This is a genomic window from Brucella pseudintermedia (assembly GCF_008932435.1).
Taxonomy (GTDB): Bacteria; Pseudomonadota; Alphaproteobacteria; order Rhizobiales; family Rhizobiaceae; genus Brucella; species Brucella pseudintermedia.
On the sequence record NZ_WBWE01000013.1, the window covers coordinates 1 to 14,087 of the forward strand.

Here is a 14,087-nt window from a genome sequence, read left to right on the forward strand (position 1 = left end):
TGGGATTAGCGATAGCAAACTGGTTAGATACAACAACAAACTGGCCGCCAGTCGGCGTGACATTCACGAACCAGCCTGCCTGCTTCCAAGCGTCACCGATACCAAGACGGGCGAAGGCCGAAATCTTCACCGAACTGCCGCCACTGCCCGCCTGCGCCGTCATACGCCACGCCGCATTTGCCACTGTGCCGTCTACAGAAGCGTTCACTTCGGTCAGCGCGTTGGAAATGGCAGTTACATCGCCTTTGACGCCATCAACACGGGCCTGCATCAGATCAATGACGCTTGCGCCGTCGTCGGTGAATAATTGCGCATTGATTTCGGTCAGTTGTTGACCGATGGCACTGTTCGGCCCGGTGGCAACAAAAATATCCTGTTTCCACTGAGCTTTTGCAGAACCAAACGTGCTTGTCAGTTGCTGGCTGAGGCGAAGAACGTTCGCGAACCCCTTGAGCGCGTCATCGGCTGTGGCGGTGGCGTTCTCCTGAGCCTGCCGAATAATCTCGCGCCGGTCATCTGTTATCCAGTTGACAAGGCCCTTAAGGTCGCCGTCGAGCCGACCATAATCGACTGGGCTTTCGTCGCCACGAGCGTCCAGCGTCGTCACCTTCACCGCAGCGGCCCATGTAACAGGTCGAGTGCCCGAAGCCACACGAAGGCGTGTGCGGACCCACCATTCCGTCAGGCTTGTCAGGCCGTTCACGATCTGAACAACGGTCACGTCCTTGGTAACGTAGTCGTTGAATACCTGTGTCGGATCGTTATCCGGCCAATACTGTATCTCGACACCCGCAACCGTCACGTCGTCAATCGCATCCCAAAGCAGACGAATGCCTGGGTGTTCGTCGCCATCGTCACCCACGACCTTGTTTGCTATTGCAAAGAAGCCTTGCACCTCGCCCAGATAGTCGGGAGGCCCGACCGGGATCGGCACAGGCGGGTTGGTTTCATATGCCGTCGGATCAAAGATGCCGTTGCCGACTTCCTGCACGGAAATAGTTACGTCGCGAGTGCCATCCTCACCAAGCGGTCCAAGGCCCTTCGACTGGATTTGGAACGTCTTGGTGAAGTTATAGCGCTCCGACTGGAACACACCCCACGAGCCTACTTTCAGTTCGAGAAACTTCGGGTGAATGGTGAACTGGCCGTTCGCCTGATAGCGGGACGCCCGGATCGCAATATCTGCCAGCCGGTCACCAACTCGATGATCTACAACAGCGGTGTAATCAACTTTCGATGCCAAGCGTTCGCGGTCCTGTGCCAAGGCGATTTCATCAATACGCGTTGCCAGTGGAACGGTCTCATAGAAGGCATCGGGGCTGACATAGCTACCGGCAACTGTATTCACCAACTCGGCACGGGGCCGCGTCAGCGACAGCGTAAACGGTTTTTCCCAATTGATATCGTCATCTGTGATTGTGAAAACAACGGCCTGATTAGCGCCAACAATCGGATACTCACCGGTTACTCCTTCGATCCACGATCCTGCACATGCCTCTCGCAAAGGCGTCATGTTGCTGTCGTGGGTGACACCATCCCCGGAAGATGCGATCAATGCGGCAGTGTATCGTTTACTGCCGTCCGGCATGGTCTCATCGCAAATATTCATCGCGGTGAACCATTCCGACAGCGGGAGACGGCTCGCAGCTACTCCGCGACCGACGATCCTTTCCGTGCCGTTGTAGATGCCCCTTTCCAGGTTGTACATTATGACGGCTGGATTGTCGGTATATTCCCATGTGTTCTGATCAGACCAACGATGCGAGCCAGACCCGCCGACTGTTGTATCCTTGCGGGGATCGTAGGCAGGCGCGCCCTTTACCTCGAACATCAGGCTAGGTGGTGCAGTGAGATTGTCTGCCTCCATGCGGGAAGTGACGACGACATAGCAACAGCCAGCACCACGATGCGCAGGCGTCCAGCGTCCAGCCGGATTTGCATGAGCGATCAGTTGCGGGTCTGCCGCCTGATCCATCGTGCCAGCATGAAAACGTACCCAGACTTCGCCGCCTTCATGCACGCCGAGAACCTTGCGGCCCCACGTGTCGCCATACTTGGTTTCCTCGTTCGGCGATAGGTTCTTCCATTCGCCGTCCATCGACACGCGGAGCAATTCAAGGCAGCGGAAATCCGACAGTTTATAGACGTCCTGCACCATCCGGTTGCCCTTGCCGAAGGCATTACGGTAAACGTGATGGCCCATCGTTCCGAACGTGCCAAAGCCAACTTCGCGGACAAGGTTTTCGCCATATTGCGTCTCGGTCTTTGACGCCTGCGATTTCGGCTTTTGCTGGAATATCGACCCCAGAACGTACTTCGCCGCAGCGGCCAAGCCGCCTAAGACGATATTCGCGAGTACAGTCCCGCCGAACAGCCACGATCCTGCACTGCTGAGAGCGCCGACCACAAGAGTAATAGGGTCCGCCGCCGCAGGCGTTGCCAGCAGCGCAAACAGGATAACCAGCAAATATTTCATCAGGAAACCTTGAAAGCCTTCTCAGCCATCGTGCGCGGGAGGAAACGCAAGCCGTCTTCGCTTTTCACGGCGAACCCATACTCGCAGAAGTACCCAGCGGTGTTCTCGTAGACGCCCAAATCGCCCCGTTGCGCCATGGCTGCGGGGATTTCCTCAAATTGGCTGGACACAACATCGGACACGGTATTGAAGCCGCGCTGTTTTATCAGGCGATAAGCGCCTGTCTTGCTCTTGTACTTGCCTCGGATATCCGACGCGGGATCATCGCCGCGAACGGCCTCCACCACGTCAGCGGCCAGCAGTACGCAATCAGACTGCCCCCAAACCATGGGCGTTTTTAGATGCGCCTCCGTAACTGCTACGAGGCGTTTTTCCCATTCTGGATGTCGCATGGTTTACGGTGCCGTTATGTGGAAGTTTTCGCGTTTGACGGTGGACGCGTACTCGAAAAACCTATCGCCGGGAGAGATCAGTTGCTGATCTTCATGGGATGCTGTTCGATAGCCGTCACGGTGATTTTCCTGCGCCAACGATATGACATTCGCCTGAAGCATGAAGCCGTCACCGTCGAAGACGTGATCAATCGTGTCGATCAGCCCGCGCCGCATCGGTTCAACGTGCAAGAGTTCCCGCGTATCAGGATCGAAATACGCGTCGTATAGGATCACTAAGCGGTTTTTGTAATCCAGGCTTTCTATCTGGGCCAGCTTGTCAGGCGTCACGCCGAAATCAGCTGCTGACGGCATGGTGATGACAAACGGAACGGCGTCCGAACCCATCTGGTAGTCAGGCTCTTCAATCGAAATGAGCTGGTTCGGGATGTAGGTATTCCCGTTCCATACCAGTTCAGACATGCCGTTCCACATATACCACGCACCTGTCCCAAACATGAAATCACCCATGGATCGGACGATGATACGCCCTTCGGTAAGGCACTGTTGCAGTCGCGTAGGGAAAGCCATTAGCGCGGAACCTCCGTTAACTGGAAGGTTGCAGTCGGAAACGGCCCCCTACTCATCTGGAATGATCCCGGCACAAGGCGGGTATTCAGTTCTGGCTTTTTGAACCTGACGACTGCACCCGCCGCGATATAGGACGCAATCGGCTGATCGACCGTGACAGTCATCTGAGTGCTTGCCGCCGTTGCGCCAATCGTGACTTGCGCCATCTGCCGATAGGTGCCGCTCGTGAATGAAATCAGGTCCCCTGCCATCAGGATCAGGCCGGGAACGACGTTCGTAAGCTGCACCTGATAGCCGTTCGTCACCGTGCCACGTGATGCGGTGCTGGTGATATGCGGATCATCAGGGTTACCCCAATAGGCTTGAGGAATGCAGATGTGCGTCGGTCGGTAGATAATGGTTTCCATCCCGCCACGAGCTGATGCAATGAAAGCCTGAAGCGCAACAGCCTCCGAAGCTCTCATCGGTATCGTTTCCATGTCGATTGTCCGAAACGGATCGGCATATTCCACGAATGAAATAGCCCTGTTCCCGTACTTGGACATGCTGACCGGACTGATAAGCTGCGGATAAGACGGCAGGAAGCGAACCGTCGAAACAAGGTCGATCATACCACTCCCCAGGTCTTTGCCTTCTGGCTGTCACGTCGTAGGCGAATAGGACCGGTTTTGTCGTAAGCCTTGATCCCTCGCTTCGTCGTCTGCTGTGAGATGTTCTTCACATAAGCCTGAAGGTTTCCGTCATTATCGACGCTGACGCCAACGTCAACGCGCATCCCGCCGTTGCCATTCTCGTTTGCAGCAGATGGGATAGACGGCACACGAGGGCCACCCACAAGGCCGCCGCCCGCATACCCGCTAAACATCCTCTGGATGTTCGGCACACCGATACGGTCCACAATGTTCTTCGGAACCACATATTCGCCCTTATGGACGATGCCAGCCGGGTCATATTTCCCGCCCTGCCCTGTGTACCCACCGTCTGCCCATAGCCCACCTATGCCGCTGGCAAAGGCATTCGCCACTTGACCGCTATTCGCGAATGGAGAGCCACCGCCAAGGCCGCCAGCCAGATTTTGGAAGAGCGAATTAATGGCTTGATTGAGCGCCATATCAATCAGTTTGTCGGCAAGACGCCCAGCCGCATTAGCGAGGGCATCCATCGCAGAAACGCCGTTCATGAGGTCTTGCGTGAAGCCTTGTGCGAAATCTAGCGTAAGGTCTTTTGCCTCCGCCAGCTTTTCGTTAAGGCGGATTTGGCCCGCAAGCATTTTCCCGTAATCGCTATCGGGATTTATCCCTGCGCTACGAAGCTGACCATGCACCCGCTGCTCTGTCGGGCTGCGGAACATCTGGGCGCGCTCAAACTGAAGCTCCTCGGCCAACGACATAGCCGCGACTTTTTCAGCAGCTTTCCCATATGCCTCTGCGAGTTTTTCGATTTCAGTCCGTTGAGCCGCGCTGACATTGCGCCCTTTGTCCTGCGCCCGCTGAAGAAGCTCCAGCTTCATACGCATGGTCTCGGCTGCAACGCCGGTTTTGCCTACTAACTGCTCTTCAAGCTTAAGCTGGTCGATACGGTCCTGAGCGGACTTTACCAGATCGCGGTACGCATTCGCATCGCGTTCGGCCTTTCGATCCTCCGCTGTACGCTTCGGCTTCTTCTCAAGCTCTTTCCGCTGACGTTCTAGGGCATCGATAGCGTCCTGGTTTCCACCAAAACGGTCATTGAATGACTTCGGATCGAGACCCGGCCCCATGTGCCGACCTTCCCGCCCCGGCGCACCTTTCCAAATGCCGTCAATTTCTGCCTTAGCGTTGGCCGCCGCCTTCGACAGTCGAAGAATTTCTTCAACATGACTTTGCAAGTTCGGAGCATTAGCGGACAAGTCCCCCAGCGCTTTACGGAGTTCATCAACAGATAGTTTCCCGTCCTTGAACTGATCGTACAGCTTTTGCGCTTCATCTCGCGCTTTGGCAGAACTGACCCGATTAATGGCGTCCTGAAGCGCGCCAAAAGCAGCAGCATACCTGTCAACCTCGCCAGACACGCTACCCAGACGACTTTCACTATCGTATGCCGTATCGGTAAACTTCAGGAGGTCCGCTGCTGCATCCTGTGTAAGCTTCCCTGTCTCAGCCAGCCGCCCGATTTCTTCGCGGAAGGCGGCAACCTTTGGCGCTCCATCCTGTACGGATGCGAAGAACGTTGCCATAGCCTGTTCGGCTGGCTTGAAGATGTCAGCAACAGATGTGCTATCGTTGGGTGCCATCGTTGCCGCGAATATGCGGTTAACAGCATCGCGAGCATCTTTAAGTTGCTTTTCAAGCGCCTGCTTTTGATCGTCTTTAAGAGAAATCCCTACAACAGCGGGGCTTTCAGTAGCGTACTTCTGCTGCTCTTTGATTGCCTGCTCGTATGCGGGGCCGAGACGCTTAATATTCTCCTCATGCTGTTTGATTATGTCGTCGGCAGTCTTTACGTCACCGGCTGACGCCACATACTGCGCCAATGCTGCACCAGCAGCGATGACACCAATCGTGACAAGCGAAACCGGGCTGACGACTGATGCAAACGCAGCGCCAAGGCCGCGCACCACGTCCTTCCCGCGACCCATTTCATTCAAAACTGCCGAAAGCTGCGTACCCTGCTGCAAAGCGATCTGAATGGGAGACATACCCATTGCTGATGTAACCGCAATATCCTGGAACTGCGCAGCAATATTCGCAGTGTTGAAACGGTTCGGACCGCTATTGGCGGTGCGCATGGACGCGACAGCGCCGTTTCGCTGCTTGATGGCCGCTATACTATCGAGGGTAGCCTTGCGTTCGCGCTGGATCGCTGTAGTCATCTCATCGGCTGAAATAGCGCCGATACGATGGGCTTGCTGAATATCTACTACGCTCGCCTGATACTGCTTAACCGCCGCAAATATCGGATTGTACTTCAGGCGGAGCTTTTCCAGTTCAGCGCCTTGCTGTGCAAGCGCACCTGTCCATTCCTTGGTCGATTTCGTACCGATCCCGACCATGTTCTGAATACGGGTCTGAACCGAAGTCGGAATTGCCTTATCGATTTTCTTGCCCAAGGCGTCAAAGCTTCGCGATGCAGCCTGAGTGATGTAGTCGATATCGCCCACAACGCGGTTGACGCCGGTCTTGATCGTCTTGGTATCTAGAGATACGCCAATGACAATATCGTCCTGATTGCCAGCCATCGTTGTCTTGTCCTATAAGAAAACCCGCCACACAGGACGGGTTGAGGGTTCACATGGATCGTTGGTTGAAGGGGCTTGTTGCCCTCGCGTCTGCAATAGTCGTTGTTGCCGGATTGCTATGGATTTACGATAGATATCAATTGCATATGGCTAACGCTGAATTAGAGAGAGAACGTGAAGCCCAAGCGCAGCTTCGCCTTTGCGAGTTGATCGTCAAGCAATCAATCGCTGGCAGTAGAGATATTGACAAAGCTATTTCCTGTTCCAGAAGGTATTCAAGTCTTGCTTGGTTCGAGCAATCTCATAAGGATGCTTTGGCTCAAGCTGAACGGGTTAAGATGAATGAGATTAGAAACAGAGCCGAAAAACAACGCTTGGCTAGCCTGCAATCAGCATACTTAGAGAAAGAGCGTGCCTCCAAGGGGACTTCAATGGAACCCTGCTTTGTTAGCGTTCGCGAACTTTATTCTTTCGGCGGGAAAGACGCCCTTTACACCCTGCCTCCCAGCAATGAGAAAGTTCAAGCAGTTAGACTGTGTATCACCAAAGGGGCCTTCACAGAGGAAGAAGTCAGCGTTGTCGGGCAACAGAAAAGCGCCCCGTAGGGCGCTCTCCTAACTCACGATGCCGAAGCGGTAGCCCCGGCTGTTGTCGGGGAAAACCATTATACAGGATGGTCGATCATCCGGATCAATGCTTTCCAGTGTTGCCGAAATCTCCCGTGCCAGACGTTTTACTTTCACTAACGGATGCTCCGGCTCGACGGCTAGAGCAACCGATGGGACAACCGCAGCAGCACCCACAGCAGGAATGGCCTGCAACAGAGAACGGCGTGAAATGATGTCTTTCATTATGCCGCCCTCCGATTTACGAGACGGAGCGCCCCTTGAGCCTGCTTTTCCTGTATCCAACCCCTTATTAGAGTACGGCCTTCTATATCAAGCCACTCGCGGACAAGGTTCGTGGGGAATAGCTGCGCTCTAACGCGGCCCAGCCGGCTAACCCTTGGGCGTTCACCATGGCGAATGCAGAATTGCGTAAGACGGCGAGAAACGCGACCGGACAAGCCGCGAGGGTAGTTGGTCGCAACTTTCGCCAGATCGCAGACTTCTCCGGCAGTTACCCCATCAACCATAATCATGTCGCAGACGCGCTTTTCGATTTCCGTAACTTTATGCGCAAGCATCCGAGCAATGCCATCGCTACGGCGAATAAGCTCCAACACCTCGTCTGGAAGATTGGCAGTTGCTACCGATCTGCCCTCCATCCGTTCGCGAACAACCTGATTGCACCACATATGGAATTCTGGCGACAGGTATTTGGCGTAGGCAAGCGCGATCTGCCAGTGGGCCAGCGTTGCGCCTCCCTTCCCGCGCTGCGTTTTGATAATGTGCCCCACGGGCACATTTAGCGACAGCGAAACGGCCTCTATAAAAGGAGCGCCCTCCTTCCGCTGCCAATTGGCGGGTCGTTTTCCTTCTGGCTCCCCCGCTGCTTTCCACATGTCAGTCAAGGACAGGCTTTCAGCCTTAACCGTAAGCTCATGTCCGTTATAGACAAGCGGGCCGGAATTTTGGATAATGTGCGTATTCATCTGCGGTTCCCTTTAAACCGTGGTTGATGATTACACGGACGCTGGAACGTCTGTGTGGTTTCCAGCAGCGGCGGGGGCTAGGTCGCCAAACTTCTCCCCCGTCGCTGCCGCTTGGCGATCCATCCTTTCTCGAATAGCCACCAATATTTCCGCCGACTGCGACCGCATATTCTTCGCTGCCTCAATGGCAAGCCATCGCTTCATTTCTGTTGGGATGGCGATCTTGAACTGCATTCTGTCTCTGCTCATGTGTCCACCTATAACCACTACATGGGTATTTACCCATAAAATGGTTATAGCGTCAAGGCCAATTTATGGGCATAAGTCGCATATGACCGAAAAAGAGCGCGTCCATTTTAAGATTGCTATTCCCGTTGACCTCAAACAGACGTTGGAACACTTCGCTGTTGAGAACAGAAGAAGCTTATCTGCGGAAATAATCGCCCGCCTGGAAGCTTCTCTTGGTAGAGGCCCCTCTATCGATGAAACTGGCGCGCCGATTGTCACCGCTGAGGTTATCCCTGGTAACGTTTGGGCGAAGTTTGCTGAACTTGTTGCAACCGTAGAGGAAAACAGCAAGGACATTAAAACGTTGATCGAGAAGACACGCGCCGACAAATGACCCTGATCCACAACGAGCGCGCTGCTATGTATCGCGGGTTGATACATTTACGTTGACACCTATATGTATCACGCTATGATACAAGCATCGGGAGCGGGCGATGATACGATCATACAGGGACGACACAACCGAAACAGTTGCAAAGGGAATTGCGCCAAAGGGCTTTCCGTCGAACCTGTTAAAACCGTCCATTCGCAAGCTAACGATGATTGAGAGCGCTGCTGTGCTGAGCGACCTTAGCTCCCCGCCCGGTAATAGGCTGGAAGCATTAAATGGAGATCGCAAAGGCCAGCACTCAATCCGCATCAATGACCAGTGGCGCATTTGCTTCGTTTGGACCGATGCAGGCGCTGAACAGGTCGAGATTGTTGACTACCACTGAAAGGAAGAAGCCATGGCCAGCATACTCCCTCCGGTCCATCCCGGCGAAATCCTTCGCGAAGAATACCTCATCCCGCTTGGCATAAGCGCCGGAGCGCTTGCCAAAGAGTTGAACGTTCCTCGCACTCGTATTGAGCGCCTTGCTAAGGAAGAGACAGGTTTGTCTCCTGATACAGCACTACGTCTTGCCAAGTTCTTTCGCACGACGCCTGAGTTCTGGATGAACATGCAGGCAAGCTACGATCTTAAGACGGAAGCTGCTGCCATAGAGAAAGAGCTTGCCCAAATACACGAGCTTGAAGCCGCCTGACCCTGCCCCGCTTCGGCGGGGTTTTTGCTATCCATACTTCGCCAAAAGTTCATTCATCTGGGCTTTTGTCGGCCCTGTTTCCTTCTTGATGCCCTTCGCCTCGCAGTACCCGTCAATCGCGATGACGAGTTCGGTAAGGGTGGAACGCCAGAATGTTTCCGGCGTCCATCTGAGCGCGCCGTAAGCCACTCGTTGCCACTGCCGCCAAGGGAAGGTTTCTACTCCCCCGGCTTGGCGGCTTCCCCGTTTCCCTCATCGTCATCATCGAAGTGATGCTTCAGAGCTTCGGCTATGCCTTCCGCAATTGCGGGGAGATGCTTCAGCTTCATCTTGGATACGGCTTTGCCCGCATCTCCGCGAACGGCCAATGCGGTGACCGCTAGGCTTGTGGCGGCAATTTCCGCGCCAGATAGGCGAAGGTACAAATCGTGAAGCGATTTACATTCCAGGCGTGTCGAAAGGATCGAAAGTCCGCCAATGGTGGCGGCGATAACCACTTCCTCGCCGCCTACATTGATGAGGACTTCGCCTCGCGCTCCGTTAACTTCGAGAGCCATTAGCTGCCTGCTCCTTCTGGTTCGAATGTGAGCGGTCCAGCGGCAACAAAGGTTGCATTGAAGGTCATATTGCCTTCCATTTCGCCGGTAAGTTCGAACTCAGACACGAACCAAGGGCCGGTGTAGGAGCCGAGGCCCGGAACGACAACCTGAGCGTTGAACTTGGTAGCGTCGTTCACGTGCTGGATGAAGGCCGTGTTGTTCGAACCGGCGATGAACTGGCCCTGACCGTTGAAGGTACGGTTCTTGATGCCGGGTTCGGCGGTACGCTGCGGCGTCTCTTCCGGGTTTTCGCAGTTCGTTACTGTCGTATCGACCTCATTGGCCGACATATTGAAGCTGCGGGTCGATAGGCCGCAAAGGTTCAGAAACTGTTCCGGGCTTGCGCCGTTCCCGATCTTGATCAGGAGGAGGCGACCAATCTGCTGTCCGTCAGCCATGGGTAATATTCCTCTATTGCCGGATCGACTATCGAACCGGGTTAGTTGCTCTCAGATGTTTGGGATTGGCGGTTAGATCGCCTCGATGTACGCTTCGAACTCACAAACGGCGTGAGAGAGTATCCCATCCGGTGCTCGTAAGTTCTCGGTACCAATGTGGCTGATGCTGATCAGCCGATAGCTTGGAAGCGCCAACGGGTAGTTGTGAAGCGCATCCTCAATGCCTGCCGAAATGTCGTTCACTTCGGGATAACCGGGCTTGTCGGACCATGCATCTACGCGGAGATAAGCTCGCCACGATCTCTTGCAGGTCACATCGTTTTGTTTGATGTCGGCGTATCCGATGGTGATGTATGGGAATGGCGTATCCGCTCGCGGCAGGTCATAGACCTTCGTGCCATTGAGCGGCGCATACCCGGTCAGGCGGTCGTAAAGCGCCTTCTGTATCTCATTCTTCAGCGAGGCCATTACTTACCTCTCACGCGCTTGATCGCACGGTAAACAGCGGAGTTGATCTTGCGCTTGGCTTTCGGCCTCATCTCGCGCCAGACGCTAAACACGTGCGGCTGCGCCTCGGTACCTGGGTGCTGCTTGCCCGCGAATATCCCGCTCTTCATCACGTGCGGCTTGGTGCCAAATTCTAGAAATCGCCAGATATAGTTGGCGAAGACGGCAGCCGCGTATGGGTCCTTGGACTGTCGCTGATTTCGCCCACGCTGAGCGTTCGGATTGTCTTTCTGGTACCCGCCACGAATACTCGCCCTGTATGCGCCGGGAGTGCGAGGCTCGCCCGTCACCGGATCGGTCGAAGGCCCGACTGGAGCACGTGCGGCAATAGCCTTCGCTGCCTCCTGCGCCACCTTCAACTTCTCTTCAGCGGCTTCCTTTTCTGCCTCCGGCGCTATGGCGCGAAGCTCGCGGGCAAGCCGTTCTCGGCCTCTAATCCTCGCCTTCATCGCCATGGGTAGGCTCCTCGCCTTTGCGGGGCGCTTTCACTGCCTTGGCGCGCCCCTTGGCAATTGCCTCGTCAGCGCAGTCCTTTTTGACGTTGAGCGTCATCCCCGCTTTGTAAGCGATGGTAAAAGACGGCTTCATGTAGTTGAAGTCTTTGACGAAATGTACCCAGGCCATCAGGTCGCAACTCCTCTTTCTACCAAAAACGAAATGTACTGTCGGTCTAGTTCCTCAGTGACATCGCGAACATTGAAAATCTGACCGTTGCGGCCATCAACCAAGCGCCATTCATTGTTGATCAAAAGCGTCTGGCTTGACCGGCGAACGGTGACGATCATGGGATGCTTATTCTGAAGCCGAGAGGCTATGACCGTTTCGCCGCCGCGCAGGTGTCTATATGCGGCTCTGGTCGAGAAAATTGTGGTCCAAGGGCCAGAGATTTCGTTCCCCATGCCATCGTCTATTTTTTCGCGAGACTGGCATTCGACCTTGTAATAGAGCGTTCCAGCTGATCGATTATCGGCCATTCGCGGTCTCCAGTCGCCACGCTCGGCGGGGTTCTGTTCGTTTCTGTCCGTCTGGGTGCACTTCTACACTTGGCAAATCGTCGTGATCGACCAGTGACTGGATGGTATAGACAACCGGCTCGCCGCTAACAGCGCGCCATGCGTTTCCGATGGCGAAATCTGCGGCCCCAATTAGTGGCAGTCGTTCGACAACGGCACGGACATACTGTTGCGGGATGCTGTAGCAAACACCGTGAATGAGTTGCGGCAAACAAAGCACCGCATCAGGATCGTCGGCATAGGTCACAGCATGGGCGATCTGGGGCTGATACTGCGGCGGGCGACCCGTACCCAGGTAGAAGGAAAGCAGGCTATCAGGATAGTCATCCAGCCACGCCTGTGCCTTCGCCCGGAAATCGGGGACAGGAAGCGCATCGTCTTCCATGATGACGCAGCGCTCGTCCTGGACAGAACACCACTCCAGCGCCTTCCTGTGGCCGAATAACGCTCCGTTACCGATCTCGTCCATGACGACATGTGCGCCTAGGCGTCCAGCAAGCCGTTCGGCTCGGTCACGCCGCGAATAATGTGCCACGACAACGATTTTCATTTATGTTTCCAGAAGGCATATTCCCGCCCAACACCTTCTGTCTTGAACACGGTGTTGATGCGCGGGCCAGTTTCGATCTTTTCAGCCCATTTTGAGTAAGCGACAAAATTGAACGTTGCCATGTCCCCGACTTCGTTACCGGCGCGCTCGACATTCCAGAAGCGCCGCGATGCCAACCAATGCCAGTCCTTCATCATGTCGTGGGCGAACGCCATCACGGTTTGCCGATCTCCGCCGACCAGTCCTGCATTCAGCATCAGGCGATGACCGTTATCCTTCAAAAAGGTTTGCAGATGACTGGCCGGGTGATTTGACAGCATCCATTGATCGGAAAGCGTCTTATGCTCCGATCCGAGATACAGCTTGCCGGGTTCCATATGTGCCCACGGCTCTGCCAGCATTTCCACATCGGTGCCGTCCGTCGCCCAGACCCACTCGGTTTCTGGATGTTCACGCAGCCAGCCATAGACATGCAGCCAGCGCAGGAAATACGGGTTCTGGTTGCTCGGCTCGACCTCGGCAATCGCAGCGCCAGCCGGTGCCGCGTCGAGATGATCGGCCAGAATGACCGCCTTGCCGCCCTTGATGCTCTTGGCCCAAGAAGCCAGCATGTCAGGCGTTGCCTGCAATCTCGTGCCGCGCTGCGGGTCAGCCGCTTCGGTCAGCATCGACGTCAGTACCACATTCACCGGCTCGATCAGTGGAACATAGGCGGTATATCCAGCATCACGCCGCCGGTTATGGATTTCGGCATTGCGCTTGACCAGAGCATCGCGATCAACAGCCGAAACCGAACGTGTCACGGCCTCATGCTCGTCCATGCTGTAGATCAGTTGCCCTGAACCTGCCACGTCTGCGAATGCCCACGATGACAGACCGGCATGGTAAATCCGCATGGCGAGATCGGAATGCTCATACATCCCTCTGCCATACACCCAATCGAAACCGCCAATCTGCTCGATCACGTCACGCCGGTAATACAGCATCACTCCGCGCTGGCCCGAATAGGCCACGTGCCGCGCATCTTGGTGAAGAACGGTGATGTCCTTCAACTTCCGAGGACCAGCCAGATCAAGGAACTGATAGGCGAGATGCGGCTCCGGGCTGTTGATATATGGCTGATGCCAGTTATCCGCTATGGGCCAAGCATCGTCATCCCAGAGGAAGAACTCAGTACAACCGGCTTCCATCAAGGCGCGCAGGCAGGCATTCTTTGCAGAAACAATGCCTTGAGATACATCGTTTCGAACCAGCTTCACCCATTCTGGTACAGTGACCGGCTGCTTAGACCCGTCATCCACCACTACGAATACCGAACCCGTTGGCCGATACTTCTCATGCTCTGTAAGGGCCTTGGCGAGCACATCAGCGCGGTTGTGCGTCGTAATGGCAATGCCAATCTGGCCGCCCGTCGATGACGCCGGGGCGTAAGGGATGCCGTTTATGGTGACTTGCATT

19 protein-coding genes and 1 pseudogene are annotated in these 14,087 nt (G+C 55.1%); 4 read left to right on the forward strand and 16 right to left on the reverse strand.

The features are described 5' to 3' along the window. From F9K78_RS16605 to F9K78_RS16625, 5 genes are all read right to left on the reverse strand, one after another. The coding region (locus F9K78_RS16605; protein ID WP_151682409.1) for a phage tail protein at window positions 1–2,476 on the reverse strand (2,476 nt) is incomplete at its 3' end. Beyond that, the gene (locus F9K78_RS16610) at window positions 2,476–2,868 is read right to left on the reverse strand and encodes a DUF6950 family protein (RefSeq protein WP_151682410.1); all 393 of its coding nucleotides are present in this window, start codon (window positions 2,866–2,868) and stop codon (window positions 2,476–2,478) included. The genes F9K78_RS16605 and F9K78_RS16610, both read right to left, overlap by 1 nt. 3 nt (window positions 2,869–2,871) lie before the next feature. Beyond that, window positions 2,872–3,330 (reverse strand): hypothetical protein, encoded by a 459-nt coding sequence (locus F9K78_RS16615; protein ID WP_235925460.1) that lies wholly within the window; start codon window positions 3,328–3,330, stop codon window positions 2,872–2,874. Window positions 3,331–3,437: 107 nt separating this feature from the next. Further along, window positions 3,438–4,049 (reverse strand): hypothetical protein, encoded by a 612-nt coding sequence (locus F9K78_RS16620; protein ID WP_151682411.1) that lies wholly within the window; start codon window positions 4,047–4,049, stop codon window positions 3,438–3,440. Beyond that, a complete protein-coding gene (locus tag F9K78_RS16625) occupies window positions 4,046–6,655 on the reverse strand; it encodes a phage tail length tape measure family protein (RefSeq protein WP_235925461.1) in 2,610 nt (869 codons plus the stop codon). The genes F9K78_RS16620 and F9K78_RS16625 overlap by 4 nt, the downstream gene beginning before the upstream one ends. A gap of 53 nt (window positions 6,656–6,708) precedes the next feature. Between F9K78_RS16625 and F9K78_RS16630 the strand changes: the two genes are divergently transcribed. Beyond that, window positions 6,709–7,260 carry a hypothetical protein gene (locus F9K78_RS16630; RefSeq protein ID WP_151682412.1) on the forward strand — a complete coding sequence of 184 codons (552 nt, stop codon included), beginning with the start codon at window positions 6,709–6,711 and terminating at the stop codon, window positions 7,258–7,260. A gap of 9 nt (window positions 7,261–7,269) precedes the next feature. Here F9K78_RS16630 and F9K78_RS16635 read toward each other — a convergent pair whose 3' ends face one another. Continuing rightward, complete coding sequence (locus F9K78_RS16635; RefSeq protein ID WP_151682413.1) at window positions 7,270–7,506, reverse strand: twin-arginine translocation signal domain-containing protein; 237 nt, start codon at window positions 7,504–7,506, stop codon at window positions 7,270–7,272. Beyond that, window positions 7,506–8,249: a KilA-N domain-containing protein gene (locus F9K78_RS16640; protein WP_151682414.1), complete on the reverse strand. Its 744-nt coding sequence runs from the start codon at window positions 8,247–8,249 to the stop codon at window positions 7,506–7,508. The genes F9K78_RS16635 and F9K78_RS16640 overlap by 1 nt, the downstream gene beginning before the upstream one ends. A 331-nt stretch (window positions 8,250–8,580) precedes the next feature. Between F9K78_RS16640 and F9K78_RS16650 the strand changes: the two genes are divergently transcribed. The 3 genes from F9K78_RS16650 to F9K78_RS16660 all read left to right on the forward strand — a co-directional run bounded on the left by F9K78_RS16650 (window position 8,581) and on the right by F9K78_RS16660 (window position 9,562). Continuing rightward, on the forward strand, window positions 8,581–8,871 hold the full coding sequence (locus F9K78_RS16650; protein WP_167518127.1) for an Arc family DNA-binding protein: 291 nt from the start codon (window positions 8,581–8,583) through the stop codon (window positions 8,869–8,871). A gap of 100 nt (window positions 8,872–8,971) precedes the next feature. After that, complete coding sequence (locus F9K78_RS16655; protein WP_151682416.1) at window positions 8,972–9,253, forward strand: type II toxin-antitoxin system RelE/ParE family toxin; 282 nt, start codon at window positions 8,972–8,974, stop codon at window positions 9,251–9,253. A 12-nt stretch (window positions 9,254–9,265) separates the two neighbouring features. Next, on the forward strand, window positions 9,266–9,562 hold the full coding sequence (locus F9K78_RS16660) for a HigA family addiction module antitoxin (RefSeq protein ID WP_151682417.1): 297 nt from the start codon (window positions 9,266–9,268) through the stop codon (window positions 9,560–9,562). Between the two features lie 27 nt (window positions 9,563–9,589). Here the strand turns inward: F9K78_RS16660 and F9K78_RS22375 are convergent. The 9 genes and pseudogenes from F9K78_RS22375 to F9K78_RS16705 all read right to left on the reverse strand — a co-directional run. Continuing rightward, window positions 9,590–9,763: pseudogene (locus F9K78_RS22375) on the reverse strand (phage tail assembly chaperone); the annotation flags it as partial. Between the two features lie 17 nt (window positions 9,764–9,780). Next, the gene (locus F9K78_RS16670; protein ID WP_151682418.1) at window positions 9,781–10,119 is read right to left on the reverse strand and encodes a hypothetical protein; all 339 of its coding nucleotides are present in this window, start codon (window positions 10,117–10,119) and stop codon (window positions 9,781–9,783) included. Then, the gene (locus F9K78_RS16675; RefSeq protein ID WP_151682419.1) at window positions 10,119–10,559 is read right to left on the reverse strand and encodes a phage tail tube protein; all 441 of its coding nucleotides are present in this window, start codon (window positions 10,557–10,559) and stop codon (window positions 10,119–10,121) included. Before F9K78_RS16675 ends, F9K78_RS16670 begins: the two co-directional genes overlap by 1 nt. 72 nt (window positions 10,560–10,631) lie before the next feature. Further along, complete coding sequence (locus tag F9K78_RS16680) at window positions 10,632–11,027, reverse strand: DUF3168 domain-containing protein (RefSeq protein WP_151682420.1); 396 nt, start codon at window positions 11,025–11,027, stop codon at window positions 10,632–10,634. Next, window positions 11,027–11,521 (reverse strand): HK97 gp10 family phage protein, encoded by a 495-nt coding sequence (locus F9K78_RS16685; protein WP_151682421.1) that lies wholly within the window; start codon window positions 11,519–11,521, stop codon window positions 11,027–11,029. Before F9K78_RS16685 ends, F9K78_RS16680 begins: the two co-directional genes overlap by 1 nt. Further along, window positions 11,499–11,690: a hypothetical protein gene (locus F9K78_RS16690; RefSeq protein WP_151682422.1), complete on the reverse strand. Its 192-nt coding sequence runs from the start codon at window positions 11,688–11,690 to the stop codon at window positions 11,499–11,501. The genes F9K78_RS16685 and F9K78_RS16690 overlap by 23 nt, the downstream gene beginning before the upstream one ends. Continuing rightward, a complete protein-coding gene (locus F9K78_RS16695; protein WP_151682423.1) occupies window positions 11,690–12,040 on the reverse strand; it encodes a head-tail adaptor protein in 351 nt (116 codons plus the stop codon). Before F9K78_RS16695 ends, F9K78_RS16690 begins: the two co-directional genes overlap by 1 nt. After that, on the reverse strand, window positions 12,030–12,629 hold the full coding sequence (locus tag F9K78_RS16700) for a hypothetical protein (protein ID WP_151682424.1): 600 nt from the start codon (window positions 12,627–12,629) through the stop codon (window positions 12,030–12,032). The genes F9K78_RS16695 and F9K78_RS16700 overlap by 11 nt, the downstream gene beginning before the upstream one ends. Continuing rightward, on the reverse strand, window positions 12,626–14,086 hold the full coding sequence (locus F9K78_RS16705; RefSeq protein WP_151682425.1) for a glycosyltransferase family 2 protein: 1,461 nt from the start codon (window positions 14,084–14,086) through the stop codon (window positions 12,626–12,628). Before F9K78_RS16705 ends, F9K78_RS16700 begins: the two co-directional genes overlap by 4 nt. Window position 14,087: the final 1 nt, after the last annotated feature.

What these genes read in the sequence shown, in the direction of transcription:
- F9K78_RS16610 (WP_151682410.1), bottom strand. Translation starts at nt 2,868, where the DNA reads ATGCGACATCCAGAATGGGAAAAACGCCTCGTAGCAGTTACGGAGGCG.
- F9K78_RS16615 (WP_235925460.1), bottom strand. Translation starts at nt 3,330, where the DNA reads ATGTCTGAACTGGTATGGAACGGGAATACCTACATCCCGAACCAGCTC.
- F9K78_RS16620 (WP_151682411.1), bottom strand. Translation starts at nt 4,049, where the DNA reads ATGATCGACCTTGTTTCGACGGTTCGCTTCCTGCCGTCTTATCCGCAG.
- F9K78_RS16625 (WP_235925461.1), bottom strand. Translation starts at nt 6,655, where the DNA reads ATGGCTGGCAATCAGGACGATATTGTCATTGGCGTATCTCTAGATACC.
- F9K78_RS16630 (WP_151682412.1), top strand. Translation starts at nt 6,709, where the DNA reads ATGGATCGTTGGTTGAAGGGGCTTGTTGCCCTCGCGTCTGCAATAGTC.
- F9K78_RS16635 (WP_151682413.1), bottom strand. Translation starts at nt 7,506, where the DNA reads ATGAAAGACATCATTTCACGCCGTTCTCTGTTGCAGGCCATTCCTGCT.
- F9K78_RS16640 (WP_151682414.1), bottom strand. Translation starts at nt 8,249, where the DNA reads ATGAATACGCACATTATCCAAAATTCCGGCCCGCTTGTCTATAACGGA.
- F9K78_RS16650 (WP_167518127.1), top strand. Translation starts at nt 8,581, where the DNA reads ATGACCGAAAAAGAGCGCGTCCATTTTAAGATTGCTATTCCCGTTGAC.
- F9K78_RS16655 (WP_151682416.1), top strand. Translation starts at nt 8,972, where the DNA reads ATGATACGATCATACAGGGACGACACAACCGAAACAGTTGCAAAGGGA.
- F9K78_RS16660 (WP_151682417.1), top strand. Translation starts at nt 9,266, where the DNA reads ATGGCCAGCATACTCCCTCCGGTCCATCCCGGCGAAATCCTTCGCGAA.
- F9K78_RS16670 (WP_151682418.1), bottom strand. Translation starts at nt 10,119, where the DNA reads ATGGCTCTCGAAGTTAACGGAGCGCGAGGCGAAGTCCTCATCAATGTA.
- F9K78_RS16675 (WP_151682419.1), bottom strand. Translation starts at nt 10,559, where the DNA reads ATGGCTGACGGACAGCAGATTGGTCGCCTCCTCCTGATCAAGATCGGG.
- F9K78_RS16680 (WP_151682420.1), bottom strand. Translation starts at nt 11,027, where the DNA reads ATGGCCTCGCTGAAGAATGAGATACAGAAGGCGCTTTACGACCGCCTG.
- F9K78_RS16685 (WP_151682421.1), bottom strand. Translation starts at nt 11,521, where the DNA reads ATGGCGATGAAGGCGAGGATTAGAGGCCGAGAACGGCTTGCCCGCGAG.
- F9K78_RS16690 (WP_151682422.1), bottom strand. Translation starts at nt 11,690, where the DNA reads ATGGCCTGGGTACATTTCGTCAAAGACTTCAACTACATGAAGCCGTCT.
- F9K78_RS16695 (WP_151682423.1), bottom strand. Translation starts at nt 12,040, where the DNA reads ATGGCCGATAATCGATCAGCTGGAACGCTCTATTACAAGGTCGAATGC.
- F9K78_RS16700 (WP_151682424.1), bottom strand. Translation starts at nt 12,629, where the DNA reads ATGAAAATCGTTGTCGTGGCACATTATTCGCGGCGTGACCGAGCCGAA.
- F9K78_RS16705 (WP_151682425.1), bottom strand. Translation starts at nt 14,086, where the DNA reads ATGCAAGTCACCATAAACGGCATCCCTTACGCCCCGGCGTCATCGACG.